The following is a 14745-nucleotide window of genomic DNA, read 5'->3' on the forward strand; positions in this document are numbered from 1 at the left end:
TCAGGCCACGGCCGAGATACCGTATTTGCGCTGGGTGTGGTGATATTGCGCCATCAGCGCTTCCAGTGACGGATGCGTCGGGTCCAGGCGGCGCATGCGCTCCAGCAGGAAGTAGCATTGTTCGGCCAGCGGCGCCTCCCAGCCCAGGTCATCCAGCTGCTTGAGGATGGCCGAGGCGGCAGCTGGCAGCAACGCCAGATTGCCCGGCGCCTTGCGCAGGCCGGCATTCAGGGTGTCCACCGCCGCGCGCAGGTCGCCGTGTGAACGCTGGTCGGCCGCGTGCGCGATGAGCTCGTCCACCTGAATCTTTATCTGTTCGCCCATGCCTTGGGCCAGGTCGTGGCGGCCGGCCTTCTCAAACACATTCACGGCATCGTCCATCGAGACGCCGCTCTCCACGTCGTTCATCAGGTTGAGCATCAGGTCGGACGCCTGCTGATCCAGTTTGATGTTGAGGCAGCTGTGCACCAGGCCGATTTTCAGGCCGGTCGACAAGCCGCGGCTGCCGGCCACTGAGTTGACCGCATTGGTCAGCTCTGTCGCGGCGGCGGTTATATTGCCTGCCATCTCCTGCACCATGCCGGCCGCAATCGCACGGCACACGTCCACATTCGGGCCACCGCGCAGCGAGCGCTCCATGTCGCGAATGACGCCGCTGGCCTGGTTGGCATCGCCTTTCTTGACCAGCGTCTTGACCAGCTTGACGTGGTCTTCGGGATCGCGGAATTCGGAATACTTGGCCTTGGCCACCACCTGCTTGAAGGCTTTTTCTGCCACGCCGACGTCGCCCGCCTCAAACGCAACCTCGCCCAGATGGCGCAGGCGGCGCACCATGTGCGGGGAAATCGCCACCGCGTCTTCGAGGATTTTTTTTGCCGATTCCTGCTGGCCCAGCACCTCGTGCGTGCGGGCCAGCAGGTCGTAGGCCGCCATGTAGCGGGGATTCTGTTCCAGCAGCGTTTCCAGCGTCTCCTGCGTCTCCAGATATTTCTGTTGCCCGAACAGGCAGCGCGCCAGGCCCAGGTGCGCCCAGGCGATGGGCTTGGTCATCAGGATCCACTGGTAGATCAATTCCGCATCGGCCAGCTCTTCGAGATCGAACAGCAATTCGGCGCGCAGGCGGGCGAAGTCGACCGCGTAGCGCGGGTTCTTTTCCTCGGCGACCTTGCAATCGGCGACGGCCTTGCGGATATTGCCAAATTCGATCAACTGGTAGATCGGCAGGAACACCTCGCGCCGGTCCACGGCTTTGCGGATGCGCTGGAGCAGGGCGTCGACCGTGAATGGCTTGAGCACGTAATCGGTCGGGGTCAGCTCGGCGGCGCCGATGACCTTGCTGTAGACGCCTTCCGAGGTCAGCATGATGAAGATGGTCCAGGGCTGGATCAGCTTGTGATGGCGCAGGTCTTCCAGCAGCTGCTGGCCGTCCTGGCCATTGTTCTCGCCGCTCCCATTGCCCAGGTCGTACTCGCACAAAATAATGTCGAACGGTTTTTTCGCCAGCTGGCGGATCGCCGTGCCGGAACTGACCGCATAGTCAATTTTTGTGATCGATGACTGGCTCAGCATATTGTGCAGGTTGCCGCGCATCCCGGGGTTGGGATCAACGATCAGCACTGACAAGTCGCTATATTCTGCCATTGTTTTACATCCATGCTAAGTTTTGTTCAGCATACTCCATGGCAAGTGAAAATACCTTATTTTTGGCGCAAAATGTTGCTTCTGTGGCAGCTTTTGCCGGCTAGAGGCACTATATGGCAACGCTGATAGCGGGTATAATGTCGGCAAAGGAAAATCTGCAAGACCAAGTATCTCGTGCCTCATTCCCCTTTAAACCGCAGCCTAGCTGCATCAACTATCTTCCAACCATGCTGATTCTGCCGGGCTCCAACGCCCTGTCTGCATTCCGTAGCCAACGTCTGTTGAACCAACTGCAGGCTGTGCTGCCATCTGTTGCCGCTGTTCAGGCGCGCTATGTCCACTTCATCGATGCCGCCCAGCCGCTGTCGGCCGACGACACCAGCCGCCTCGGCGGTCTGCTGACCTACGGTGAACCGGCCCACGCCGACAATACCGAAGGCCATGCCGAAGAGTTCTTCGTCATCCCGCGTTTCGGCACGATTTCGCCATGGGCCTCGAAAGCCACCGACATCGTCCACAACTGCGGCATGGCGCACATCAAGCGTGTCGAGCGTGGCGTGGCGTACCGCATCAACCTGAAGACCGGCATTCTGGGCAGCTCGATTGGCGCACCGAAAAAGCTGTCGGACGAGGAAATCCAGGCCGTCGCCGCGCTGCTGCACGACCGCATGACGGAATCGGTGCTGCGTTCGGCGGATGAGGCCGCCGGCCTGTTCCGCGAACTGCAAGCGCGTCCGCTGGAAGCCATTGATGTGATCGGCAGCGGCAAGGCTGCGCTGGACAAGGCCAACACCGACCTCGGCCTGGCCATGTCGGACGACGAAGTGGAATACCTGGATGCCGCTTTCACCAAGGCCGGCCGCAATCCAACCGACGTTGAACTGATGATGTTCGCGCAGGCCAACTCGGAACACTGCCGCCACAAGATCTTCAATGCCGACTGGACCATCGACGGCGTGGCCCAGCCCAAATCGCTGTTTGGCATGATCAAGAACACCCACCAGCTGCAGCCGAAAGGCACCGTGGTGGCGTACAGCGACAACTCGTCGATCATGGAAGGCGCCGAAGTGATGCGCTTCTTCCCGCAGTCTGGCAACCAGGAATACGCGCCAGTCACCGAACTGACGCACACCCTGATGAAAGTGGAAACCCACAATCACCCAACCGCGATTTCGCCATTCCCTGGCGCCTCCACCGGCGCCGGCGGCGAGATCCGCGACGAAGGTGCAACCGGCCGCGGCGCCAAGCCCAAGGCCGGCCTAGCCGGCTTTACCGTGTCGAACCTGCTGTTGCCGGGCGCCGTGCGTCCATGGGAAAGCGACGCGGTGGTGACCGCACCGGTGGCTGACTACCGCGACAGCGGCCAGCCGTACGGCAAGCCGGAGCGCATCGCTTCGCCGCTGCAAATCATGATCGACGGTCCGCTCGGCGGCGCCGCGTTCAGCAACGAATTTGGCCGTCCGGTACTCGGCGGTTACTTCCGCACCTATGAACAGAACATCGGCAAGCAGTTTGCCGGCGCGCACGACACCGTGTTCGGCTACCACAAGCCGATCATGATTGCTGGCGGTATCGGCAATATCTCGTCGCAGCACACCCACAAGAACGACATCCCGGTCGGCAGCCTGCTGGTGCAGCTGGGCGGCCCGGGCATGCGGATCGGCATGGGCGGCTCGGCTGCTTCGTCGATGGCTACCGGCACCAACACGGCGGACCTGGACTTTGACTCGGTCCAGCGTGGCAATCCAGAGATGGAACGCCGTGCGCAAGAAGTCATCAACAGCTGCTGGCAGCTGGGCGCGAACAACCCGATCATCTCGATCCACGACGTTGGCGCGGGTGGTCTGTCGAACGCCTTCCCGGAAATCACCAACGACGCCAAACGCGGCGCGATCTTCGATCTGCGCAAGATTCCGCTGGAAGAAAGCGGCATGGCGCCGAAAGAAATCTGGTCCAACGAATCGCAGGAACGCTATGTCATGGCGATTGCACCAGCCGATCTGCCTGTATTCCAGGCCATCTGCGAACGCGAGCGCAGCCCGTTCGCCGTGGTCGGTACCGCCACCGAAGAACGTCAGCTGAAGCTGATCGATCCGGACCTGGGCAACAACCCGGTCGATATGCCGATGGAAGTCCTGCTGGGCAAACCGCCCAAGATGCAGCGCGACGTTCATCACGTGCAAAACGATTTCCCGGCCATCGACCTGACCGGCATGGATCTGGAAGAAGCCGCCAAGCGCGTGCTGCTGCTGCCGACCGTTGGCGACAAATCCTTCCTGATTACCATTGGCGACCGTACCGTGGGCGGCATGTCGGTGCGCGACCAGATGGTCGGCCCATGGCAGGTGCCGGTAGCGGACTGCGCCGTGACGGCGATGAGCTTTGAAGGCTACCAGGGCGAAGCGATGGCCATGGGCGAGCGTACCCCGCTGGCCGTGATCGACGCTGCCGCGTCGGGCCGCATGGCGGTTGCCGAGGCGGTGCTGAACATCGCTGCTGCACCGATCAACTCGATCGAAGACATCAAGCTGTCGGCCAACTGGATGGCCGCTTGCGGCCAGCCTGGCCAGGACGCGGCGCTGTACGACACGGTCAAGGCCGTTGGTATGGAACTGTGCCCGGCACTGGGCATCAGCATCCCGGTCGGCAAGGATTCGCTGTCGATGCGCACCACCTGGAAAGAAGGCGATGACGCCAAGGCCGTGCTGTCGCCGGTATCGCTGATCGTGTCGTCGTTTGCCCCAGTGTACGATGTGCGCAAGTCGCTGACGCCGCAAATCCGTACCGATGCTGGCGACACCGCCATCATCCTGATTGACCTGGGCCGTGGTAAAAACCGTCTGGGCGCATCGTCGCTGGCGCAAGTCATGGGCCAGCTGGGCAACAGCGTGCCGGACGTGGACAGCGCGGAAGACGTGAAAGCCTTCTTCGCTGCGATCCAGCAACTGAACAAGGACGGCAAGCTGCTGGCCTACCACGACCGTTCGGATGGCGGCCTGTACGGCACGCTGACCGAGATGGCCTTCGCTGGCCGTGCTGGTCTGTCGATCAACCTCGACATCCTGACGCTGGAAGAAGGCCATGGCGCCGACCAGGGCGATGCCAAGAACTGGGCCACCCAGATCGCCGAACGCCGCAACGAGCAAACCCTGCGCGCGCTGTTCTCGGAAGAGCTGGGTGCGGTGATCCAGGTGCGCGCTGACGAGAAGTCGGCTGTGATGGATGTGCTGCGTTCGTTCAACCTGGGCGCCTGCAGCCACATCATCGGCAAGCCGAACGACCGTGGCGTGATTGAGTTCACGCGCGACGCCAAGATCATCTACACCAAGCCGCGCGTTGAACTGCACCGCCTGTGGAGCGAAACCAGCTGGCGTATCGCCCGCCTGCGCGACAATCCTGCTTGCGCCGATGCGGAATACGATCGTCTGCTGGACGAGCAAGACCCAGGCATCACGCCGAAAGTGACGTTTGACCTGAGCGAGAACGTCGCTGCGCCGTTCATCGCCACTGGCGTGCGTCCACGCGTTGCCATCCTGCGCGAGCAGGGCGTCAACTCGCACATCGAGACGGCTTACGTGATGCATCAGGCTGGCTTCACCGCAGTCGACGTGCACATGAGCGACCTGATCTCGGGCCGCGCCAAGCTGGACGACTTCCAGGGCATCATCGCCGTCGGCGGCTTCTCATACGGCGACGTATTGGGCGCGGGCGAAGGCTGGGCCAAGACCATCCTGTTCAACAACGCGCTGTCGGACCAGTTCGCCAAGTTCTTCGCACGCCAGGACACCTTCGGCCTGGGTGTCTGCAACGGCTGCCAGATGATGAGCAACCTGAAACCGCTGATCCCCGGCGCGCAGGCATGGCCCAAGTTCACCACCAACAAGTCGGAGAAGTTCGAAGCCCGCTTTGCCATGGTGGAAGTGCTGGATTCGCCGTCGATCTTCTTCAAGGGCATGGCCGGCACCCAGACGCCAATCGCGATTGCGCACGGCGAAGGCTATGCCGACTTCTCGCAGACCGGCAACATCGGCGACGCGATTGCGGCGATGCGCTTCATCGACAACCGTGGCGCCGCCACCGAAGCCTATCCGTACAACCCGAACGGCTCGCCGCAAGGCCTGACCTCGGTGACCACGCCGGATGGCCGCTTCACCGTCATGATGCCGCACGCTGAGCGTGTGTTCCGTTCCGTCCAGCACTCTTGGGCGCCGGAGTCGTGGGGTGAGGAATCGCCTTGGATGCGGATGTTCCGCAACGCCCGCAAGTTCGTGGGCTGATGCAGATGAAGGCCGGAGCGATCCGGCTTTTTTTATATCCAGCCCAGCATGCCGCCGAACACGGCCAGCGCCGTCGCAACGCCTATGCCCAGCGTGGCGACGACGGCGATCTGGCGCGGCCGGGATGGCATGTCATGCACCCAGTACGCCACCAGGAAGAAGGGCAGGTAGCCGATCAGCCAGATCAGCCACGGTGCGCTGCGGTTCCATGCTGGCCATTCCCAGGTCAACGCGCCGATGCTGTTGAGCGCGTATTCGACAATCACGCAGAGCACGGAATTCACTGCGGCCAGTACCCAACGGTTGTTGATGCCGGCGATGCTGAGCGAACGGTCTGCCGGCAGCGTACGCGCCGCGTACAAGCCCATGATGGCGAACATGAAGCAGATTTCGATGTTGAGCCCGATCAGAATGACATAGGCCGAGCCGCCCGGCGTCGCCCAGGCCGGGGCGACGCCGGAAAAGTGGAACAACAGGCCATTCCAGATTTCGTTCACCCAGTCCATCAGCCAGAACGCCAGGCCGGCCAGCACGACATTCCAGCGTCTGGCGGCAGCCTGTTCGCCATAGGCGTAGATGACCAGCAACAGCAGGGGGATGACGTACCACTGAAAATGGGATGGGTTGCGGACCAGGTCCTGTGCCTGCGCGGCTGATGCTGCAATCATGTGCGTACTCCTGTGGTTGAAATGGCACGATGCTAGCCATTGCCAGCATTGCTGGCTTGACAATGATGGCCAGCTTTTTGACAATTCAGGCCATGAGCTACACCGCCGCCATTCCTGCCGCCTATGTCCGCCTGCTGTCCGACTACCTTGTCACGCGTGGCGAAACGGCGCTGGTCGGCACGCCGCAGTCGGGATGTACGGCAGCGCAGTGGCGCGCCATGCTGGAGAATGCGGCCGAGCGGCTTGATGATCCCGCGCTGGGGCTGCGTGTCGGGGCGGGCATCACGCCTGCACATCTGGGACCGCTAGGGTACGTTCTGCTGGCATCCAGCAGCGTACTGCCGGCATTGGAGCGCTACATCCGTTATCAGCGCCTGGTGCATGACGTCAGCCCGGTACGTTATGCCTTGGGCAGTGACGGGCTGGTGCTGGAGTGGGGCGCAGCGTCGCGCGAGGTCGGTTTGCTGGTCAATCAGTGCGGCATGGCGGCGATGGTGCAGTTTGTCCGTGACATTACTGGCGTGCCCACGCTCGCGCCGCTGGCGGTCCATTTCGTTGAGCCGTCGCCAGCTGACGTGACGCCTTATGCGCAATTGTTCCGCTGCCAGGTGCTGTTCAATGCTGCGGCGACCAGAATCGACTTTCCCGCCGGTCTGACGGGGCAGCCGCTGCGCCAGCCTGATCCTGCGTTGGTAACCCTGCTGGAGCGGCAGGTTCAGGAACTGCTGGCGGCGTTGCCGGACGAACAGGACCTGGCGTCGCAGCTACAACGCCAGATTGCCGCCGCGCTCGTGCAGGGTGAACCGCTGCTGGACACGGTCGCCGCAGCGATGCATATTTCTGGCCGCACGCTGCGCCGCAAGCTGGAGCAGGGCGGCTGGACTTTCCAGCAATTGCTGGATGATGTACGCCTTAAAATGGCGCAAGAATATCTGCGTGATACACGTCTGACATTGCCGGAAATCGCACTGCTTTTAGGCTATTCCGAGCAAAGCGCATTTAATCGTGCATTTATGAGATGGACTGGAGAAACTCCCCGCGCCAGACGATTAAAGATGCTTGTTGGCCTCGCGGAAACTGAGCGGCGCTAAACGTGCTTGTTCCCTTAATGTGAAAGCGCGGACCGCATCGGGTGCATGACGGGCATAATCCCTTAATGACCAGCCGATGGCTTTTTGAATAAAGAATTCCTTTTCATGTGCCAAGGCCAGGGCGTAATCAAATAAGCGTGTTTGATCGGTTTTATTACGCCAACCTAATTGGTGCAATAAGGCGATGCGGCGTATCCACATATTCTGATCGCGTAACGCCTCGTCCATATAATCATGCCGGTGGCGTAAAACATCGCCGATAATTCCTGCCAGCGTATCGACCGTGTCCCACCAGGACTGATCCTTTGCCAAGGCCATTAACGCGGGTATGGATTCGGCATCTAATTCTTTCCAATGCATGGCCAGCATATCCAGCGCCACGTATTGATATTCGCGCTGCGGTAATTCCCAGAGTGCGCGGGCATGTTCCAGCAGGGCTGGCGTGCCGCTGCCTTTCAGGGCCTTGAGCAAACTCCTGCAGCTTGCCCGGCGCTGCGGCGTGCCGACGCCAATGAAGTCGAACTGGTCGCGCATGTAGGCGCGCATGGCGGGTGCGCGGGCGGGATCGGCCTCCGAGGCAAGGGCGATTGCTACGTTGGTCAGAAAGTCCGGTTTCATGCTAGTAGTTGGCGCGTTCAAGCCATTTGTCAGTGTGAACAAGACGTAAAAAAAGCGCCTGCATACAGGCGCTTCTTGCTGCCGGAATCCAGCTTACTGGATCTTGGCTTTCTTCATCAGTTCTTCGCGGTATGCGGCGATCTTACGCTGCATCAGGCCTTCACTGATCTGGCCGCGTGCTTCGTCCAGGGTTGGGAACTTGGTTGGACGCGATTCTTCCAGGCGGATCACGTGGTAGCCGAATTCCGATTTGACCGGGGTCTGGGTGGTTTCACCGTTTTTCAGTGCCACCATGGCATCGGCGAATGGCTTGACCAGTTTGCCTGGGGACATCCAGCCCAGATCGCCGCCATTGGCGCCCGAACCTGGATCTTTCGATGCTTTGGCCAGGTCTTCGAATTTGGCGCCGCCTTTGAGCTTGGCGATAATATCCTTGGCTTCCTGTTCGGTCGCTACCAGAATATGACGCGAGTGATATTCGGTTGGGCCAACTGCCGCTTTATATTTATCCAGCTCAGCCTGAATATCAGCGTCTTTGATTGGATTCTTTTTCACATAATCAGCCAGCATCGCATTGATGATAATGCTTTGACGGGCATTGTCGATTGCGGCATTGACCTCAGGCTTTTTACCGTAGCCTTGTTTATCCGCTTCCTGCAGCAATACTTCACGGCCGATCAGTTCTTTTTTCACCATGTCGCGCAGTTGCGGCGAATCAGGCTGCTGGCCTTGCGCAACGACTTGCTTAACCATTTGATCAACCTTGGCGGCAGGAATAGCCTTGCCATTGACGGTCGCGACGTTCTGCGCGAATGCTGGTGCTGCAGCGACAGCGATCAGTGCTAACAACAGGCGGGCTGGTTTCAACATCATTATTTAAATCCTATAAAAAGTACACGCTAAGGGCGCATGATACCAACGCTGAATCAAAAACGGCGCCCCGCAGGGCGCCGCCTTTCATAACATTACTGCACTTTTGCTTTCTTGACCAGTTCTTCTTGGTAAGCTTGCAGTTTCTTCTGGGTCAGTGCTTCGGCCACTTGTGGCTTCACTTCTTCCAGGGTTGGCAGTTTGGCGGCACGGATATCGTCCACTTTGATCACGTGGAAACCGTTAGGGGTTTGCACTGGCTTCTCGGTAACCTGGCCTTTTTGCAGGGCCACGAAGGCTTGCGAGAACACTGGTGGGAAGGATGAAGGCGAAGCCCAGTCCAGGTCGCCGCCATTGGCTGCCGAGCCGGTGTCTTTCGACTGCTTGGCCAGGTCTTCAAACTTGGCGCCGCCCTTGATCTTGGCGATCACGTCGTTGGCTTCGGCTTCGGTGCCCAGCAGGATGTGGCGCACGTGGTATTCCTTGTCGCCAGCCTGGGCAACAAAGCGGTCGTATTCGGCCTTGATTTCCGCATCCGATACCGGGTTTTTCTTGACGTAATCAGCAACCATGGCGTTGATCATGATGGCCTGACGGGCGTTCTCGAGCGCGGTCTTGACGTCGGCGTTCTTGGCGTAACCTTGCTTTTCCGCTTCCTGCATCATGACTTCGCGGCCGATCAGGTCTTTCTTGATCAGATCGCGCAGTTGTGGGGAATCAGGCTGCTGGCCCTGGGCCACGACTTGTTTGACGACCGCGTCCACGCGCGAAGTTGGAATAGCCTTGCCATTAACAACGGCAACGTTTTGCGCAAAAGCTGGAACAGCGACAACGAGAAGTGCAATCAGCAACTTGGCTGGCTTGAAAGTCATTATTAATTCCTGTAATAGGGAAAGTTTAGCGAGGTACTCGGATGGGGTTGGACTAACTATCTGTCTTTGTCTTCAATTATTTTAAAAGCCGATAGCAGCCTCACCGTTCCAAGCGCTACATCATACTTCGGACGGAGCCAATGCGGTAATGGCCAATGCATGAATTTCTTTATGCATCATATCGTGCACGGAATCATACACGAGTCGATGTCTCGTGACGAGTTTAAGCCCTTCGAATTGTAACGAAACAATTCTAACGTTGTAATGGCCACCACCGGACGCCGCGCCGGCATGGCCGGCGTGGGCGGCGGAGTCGTCATCGAGCACCAGTTCCACAGGATTGAGTTTGTCGATAAAGCGGGCGCGCATGCGCTCCAGGCGGGTATCCTGAATCGGGTTCATGCCTGGTCCTTGATATGACGCGACAAATAAACCGTTTGCGCCACGATAAATACAAACATGATAGCGGTGGCGCCAAACGCTTTAAAGTTGACCCAGGCGTTGGTATTGCCTTTGAAAAGCACAAAGGCCAGATACCAATTCAATGCGCCCATAAACACAAAGAAACCGATCCAGGCCAGATTCAGGCGGGTCCAGATCTGCTCCGGCAATTCAATGATCTCGCCCATCGATTTGCGCATCAGGTTCTTTTTAAACACCAGGTCGCTGACCAGCAGCACGGCCGCCAGCAGCCAATACACGATACTGAGCTTCCATTTGATGAAGTCTTCATCGTGCAGGTAAATGGTCAAGCCGCCGAACACGACGAACATGCCCAGCGACAGCCACAAAATCCCGTCAACCTTCCGGCCGCGCAGCTTGATCCAGCCAATTTGCGCCATGGTGGCCAGAATACCGACCAGGGTCGCAATGACGATAGGCGATTGCTCCGGCGTGACGGAGCCACCGGAAATCATGCCGCTCAGGTAAGTGTTGATGAAATGCTGAGCCGCATCGGCATTCAAGCCAGTCAGTTTGTAGGCTGCAAAAAACAGTAGTACCGGGATAAAGTCGAACAGGAATTTCATGATGTCTTATTAGTCTTGTGGGTCAAAGCGCAGGGACGCCGAGTTGATGCAGTAACGCAGTCCGGTCGGCGGCGGGCCGTCCGGGAATACATGGCCGAGGTGGGCGTCGCACACGGCACAGATGGTCTCCGTTCTCAGCATACCATGGGAACGGTCGACTTTCTCGATGACATTGGCCGGGTCGATGGGCTCGAAATAGCTGGGCCAGCCGCAGCCGGAGTCAAATTTGGTGTCGGAACGGAACAACGGCGTGTTGCAGCACACGCAGGTGTAAATACCGGGTTCGTGATGATCCCAGAACTTGCCGGTGAATGCGCGCTCGGTGGCCGCATGCCGGGTCACTTGATATTCCATCGGGTCCAGTTGGGCGCGCCATTCGGCGTCGGGTTTGGTGACTTTATTGCTCATGGCTTAGTACTCGCTTAAGAGGAACAGCTGACTTCCAGTTGGCTTGCCCAGTCCGGCGGCAAGGCGGCATAGTGCTCATGTTCGGGCTGTTCGTCGTAGGGACGCTGCAACACGGCCAGCAGGCGTTCCACCTCGGAAAAGTCCTTATTCTGCGCTTTTTCAATGGCCACTTGGGCCAAGTAGTTTCGCAGCACATATTTGGGGTTGACCTGATTCATCACAAGCGCGCGCGCGCTGTCGTCGCTGGCTTCGGCGCGCAGGCGGGTGCGGTAGCGTTGCGCCCATGCGTCGAACGCGGCCCGGTCGATGAACAGGTCGCGCAGCGGCTCGTCGCCGCTGGCATCGGCTGCGCGCACGCCGCTCAGGCGGCGGAAGAACAGCGTGAAATCGACGCCGGGCAGCATCGCAAACATATCGTCAAACAGTGTGCGGTCGGCGTCCAGGTGCTCGTCCAGCATGGTCAGACCCAGTTTGTCGTGCAGCAACTCGTCCATTTTGGCGGCGAACGCGGGCTGATAGACGTCCAATGCGGCCTGGGTCGGCTCGACTTCGCCGATCAGCGGCAGCAGCGCTTGCGCCAGTGCGTAGCAGTTCCAGTGGCCGATCTGCGGCTGGTTGGCGTAGGAGTAGCGGCCTTGCTGGTCGGTGTGGTTGCAGATGTGGTTGGCATCAAATGCTTCCATGAAGCCGTAGGGGCCGTAATCCAGCGTCAGGCCCAGGATGGACATATTGTCGGTGTTCATCACGCCGTGCATGAAACCCACCGCCTGCCAGTGCGCGATCATGTGCGCCGTGCGGCGCGTGACTTCTTCCAGCAGGGCGGCATACGGGTTTTCCGCGCTGCGCAGCGCCGGATAGTGGCGGTCGATGACGTAATCGGCCAGCACCTTGAGTTCGTCGTTTTTCTTGCGGTAGTACCAGTGCTCGAAGGAGCCGAAGCGGATGAAACTGGGCGCCATGCGTACTACCACGGCCGAGGTTTCAATGGTTTCGCGCACCACGCCCTGGTCGGAACCCGCCACCGACAGCGCGCGCGACGTCGGGATGCCGAGCGCCTGCATGGCTTCCGAACACAGGAATTCGCGGATTGACGAGCGCAGCACCGCGCGGCCATCGCCCATGCGCGAGTATGGCGTCAGGCCGGCGCCTTTCCATTGCAACTCGAGCGGACCTTGTGGCGTCGCGACCTCGCCAAACAGGATGGCGCGGCCGTCGCCCAGCTGGCCGGCCCACACGCCAAACTGGTGGCCCGAATACACGGCGGCCAGCGGCAGTGCGCGCTCCGGCACGGCGTTGCCGATCAGGATATCCAGGCCGTCGGCGACTTGCGCCGGCGTCAGGCCGATCAGCTCCGCAGCCGGGGCGCTGACGCTCACCAGATACGGTGCGGGCAGCGGGGTCGGCATCAAACGGGTGTAGAACGCAGGCGGCAAGGACGCGAAGGAATTGTCCAGCGGCAGTTTGGCGGCAGTGATGATGTGTTCCCATTCAGAATAAGCTAGCCCGGAATTTTACCGCAGGCTGGCGATGCGGCGGTGCAGCATCGAAATCCGTTGACGCTCTGCGCAACGGCGCACCACACTCGGACCATCCAAACTACGACGAAACGGAGACCTTGCATGCTCATGGGCCAGATGATGGATCAGCCGTTGCTGATTTCAGGCATCCTCGAATTTGCCGCGCGCCATTACGCCAACAGCGAGATCGTCTCGCAGCGCGTGGAAGGCGACCTGCACCGCTACACTTTCCGCGACTGTGCGCAGCGCGCCAAACAGCTGGCCAAGGCGCTGCAGGCGCTTGGCCTGCAAATGGGCGAACGCGTGGCCACGCTGGCGTGGAACGGCTACCGTCACCTGGAAGCCTACTACGCCGTCTCCGGTAGTGGCGCCGTGCTGCATACCATCAACCCACGCCTGCATCCCGAACAACTGGCCTACATCTGCAACCACGCGGAAGACCAGTATCTGCTGTTTGATTTCTGCTTCCTGCCGCTGGTGGAGGCCATCGCGCCGCACTGCAAGACCGTGAAAGGCTTCGTGCTGCTGGGCGCGGCCGACCGCATGCCGGCGCAGACCAATATTCCCAACCTGCTGTGCTACGAAGATCTGCTGGCCGCGCAATCACCGGACTACACCTGGCCGACGTTTGATGAGCACGCCGCTGCGACACTGTGTTACACATCCGGCACCACCGGCAATCCCAAAGGCGCCTTGTATTCGCACCGTTCGACGGTACTGCATGCGTATGCCTCGGCCTTGCCCAATGTGCTGAACGTGTCGTCGCGCGACTCCGTGATGCCGGTCGTGCCCATGTTCCATGTGAATGCCTGGGGCTTGCCGTATTCCGTGCCGCTGTCGGGCGCCAAGATGGTATTTCCCGGCCCGGCGCTGGACGGCAAGTCCGTCTACGAGCTCATGGAACAGGAAAAGGTCACCTTCTCGGCGGGCGTGCCCACCGTCTGGCTGGGCCTGATCAACTACGCCATGCAGCACCAGCTGAAATTCTCCACCTTCCACCGCACGGTCATCGGCGGTTCGGCCTGTCCGCCAGCGATGATGAACACGCTCATTGACGAGTTTGATGTGCAGGTCATCCACGGCTGGGGCATGACGGAGATGTCGCCGCTGGGCACGACAGGCGGCTTGCTGAGCAAGCACCTGGAACTGCCGAAAGCGGCGCAGCGCCAGATCCTGCAAAAGCAAGGCCATGCCATCTACGGTGTCGATATGAAGATCGTGGACGAATTGGGCGAGGAGTTGCCATGGGATGGCGTGACCAGCGGCAGCCTGCTGGTCAAAGGCCCCTGGATTATCGCCAGCTACTTCAAAGGCGAGGGCGGCGATGTGCTGGAAGACGGCTGGTTCCCGACCGGCGACGTCGCCACCATCGATGCGGACGGGTTCATGCAGATCACCGACCGCGCCAAGGATGTCATCAAATCTGGCGGCGAGTGGATCGGCACCATAGACCTGGAAAACATCGCCATGTCGCATCCGGCCGTGATGCAGGCCGCCTGCATCGGCGTATTCCACCCAAAGTGGGACGAACGTCCGCTGCTCGTGGTGGTGCGCAAGCCCGGCCAGGAGGTCAGCCGGGAGCAGTTGCTGGCCCATTTTGACGGCAAGGTCGCCAAGTGGTGGTTGCCGGATGATGTGGTGTTTGCCGATGCCTTGCCCGTCGGCGGCACCGGCAAGATCCAGAAAAACAAGCTGCGCGAGCAGTACCGCAACTACGTGCTGCCCACCACATAAGCCCCATCGTTACGCCGCAAT

The 14745-nt window shown here is 60.0% G+C and carries 12 protein-coding genes; 3 read left to right on the forward strand and 9 right to left on the reverse strand.

Going from position 1 to position 14745, the window contains the following annotated elements; genetic code table 11:
- On the reverse strand, window positions 1-1641 hold the full coding sequence (locus tag BUA36_RS04490; protein ID WP_072781730.1) for a response regulator: 1641 nt from the start codon (window positions 1639-1641) through the stop codon (window positions 1-3).
- 227 nt (window positions 1642-1868) lie between these two features.
- Between BUA36_RS04490 and purL the strand changes: the two genes are divergently transcribed.
- The gene (gene purL, locus BUA36_RS04495; RefSeq protein ID WP_072781732.1) at window positions 1869-5918 is read left to right on the forward strand and encodes a phosphoribosylformylglycinamidine synthase; all 4050 of its coding nucleotides are present in this window, start codon (window positions 1869-1871) and stop codon (window positions 5916-5918) included.
- A 32-nt stretch (window positions 5919-5950) separates the two neighbouring features.
- On the opposite strand, the gene BUA36_RS04500 is transcribed toward purL, so the two are convergent.
- Complete coding sequence (locus BUA36_RS04500; RefSeq protein ID WP_072781734.1) at window positions 5951-6586, reverse strand: AF_1327 family membrane protein; 636 nt, start codon at window positions 6584-6586, stop codon at window positions 5951-5953.
- A 29-nt stretch (window positions 6587-6615) separates the two neighbouring features.
- Between BUA36_RS04500 and BUA36_RS04505 the strand changes: the two genes are divergently transcribed.
- Complete coding sequence (locus BUA36_RS04505) at window positions 6616-7677, forward strand: AraC family transcriptional regulator (RefSeq protein ID WP_084559988.1); 1062 nt, start codon at window positions 6616-6618, stop codon at window positions 7675-7677.
- Here BUA36_RS04505 and BUA36_RS04510 read toward each other — a convergent pair.
- The 7 genes from BUA36_RS04510 to BUA36_RS04540 all read right to left on the reverse strand — a co-directional run bounded on the left by BUA36_RS04510 (window position 7636) and on the right by BUA36_RS04540 (window position 12879).
- The gene (locus BUA36_RS04510) at window positions 7636-8295 is read right to left on the reverse strand and encodes a DNA alkylation repair protein (RefSeq protein ID WP_072781736.1); all 660 of its coding nucleotides are present in this window, start codon (window positions 8293-8295) and stop codon (window positions 7636-7638) included. The genes BUA36_RS04505 and BUA36_RS04510 overlap by 42 nt on opposite strands.
- A 93-nt stretch (window positions 8296-8388) precedes the next feature.
- Complete coding sequence (locus tag BUA36_RS04515) at window positions 8389-9168, reverse strand: peptidylprolyl isomerase (RefSeq protein ID WP_072781738.1); 780 nt, start codon at window positions 9166-9168, stop codon at window positions 8389-8391.
- Window positions 9169-9260: 92 nt separating this feature from the next.
- Window positions 9261-10037 carry a peptidylprolyl isomerase gene (locus BUA36_RS04520; RefSeq protein ID WP_072781740.1) on the reverse strand — a complete coding sequence of 259 codons (777 nt, stop codon included), beginning with the start codon at window positions 10035-10037 and terminating at the stop codon, window positions 9261-9263.
- Window positions 10038-10157: 120 nt separating this feature from the next.
- Window positions 10158-10439, reverse strand: a complete 282-nt coding sequence (locus tag BUA36_RS04525; RefSeq protein WP_072781742.1) for a BolA family protein — start codon at window positions 10437-10439, stop codon at window positions 10158-10160.
- Window positions 10436-11065, reverse strand: a complete 630-nt coding sequence (locus BUA36_RS04530; protein ID WP_072781744.1) for a septation protein A — start codon at window positions 11063-11065, stop codon at window positions 10436-10438. Before BUA36_RS04530 ends, BUA36_RS04525 begins: the two co-directional genes overlap by 4 nt.
- 9 nt (window positions 11066-11074) lie before the next feature.
- Window positions 11075-11473, reverse strand: a complete 399-nt coding sequence (msrB, locus tag BUA36_RS04535; protein ID WP_072781746.1) for a peptide-methionine (R)-S-oxide reductase MsrB — start codon at window positions 11471-11473, stop codon at window positions 11075-11077.
- Window positions 11474-11487: 14 nt separating this feature from the next.
- Entirely contained in the window at window positions 11488-12879 is a 1392-nt protein-coding gene (locus tag BUA36_RS04540; protein ID WP_371851424.1) for a protein adenylyltransferase SelO, read from the reverse strand.
- Between the two features lie 219 nt (window positions 12880-13098).
- On the opposite strand from BUA36_RS04540, the gene BUA36_RS04545 reads away from it, so the two are divergent.
- Window positions 13099-14724 carry a 3-(methylthio)propionyl-CoA ligase gene (locus BUA36_RS04545; RefSeq protein ID WP_208861864.1) on the forward strand — a complete coding sequence of 542 codons (1626 nt, stop codon included), beginning with the start codon at window positions 13099-13101 and terminating at the stop codon, window positions 14722-14724.
- Window positions 14725-14745: the final 21 nt, after the last annotated feature.

Origin of the sequence: Duganella sacchari (assembly GCF_900143065.1) — a bacterium.
In the GTDB taxonomy this organism is placed as follows: domain Bacteria; phylum Pseudomonadota; class Gammaproteobacteria; order Burkholderiales; family Burkholderiaceae_D; genus Rugamonas; species Rugamonas sacchari.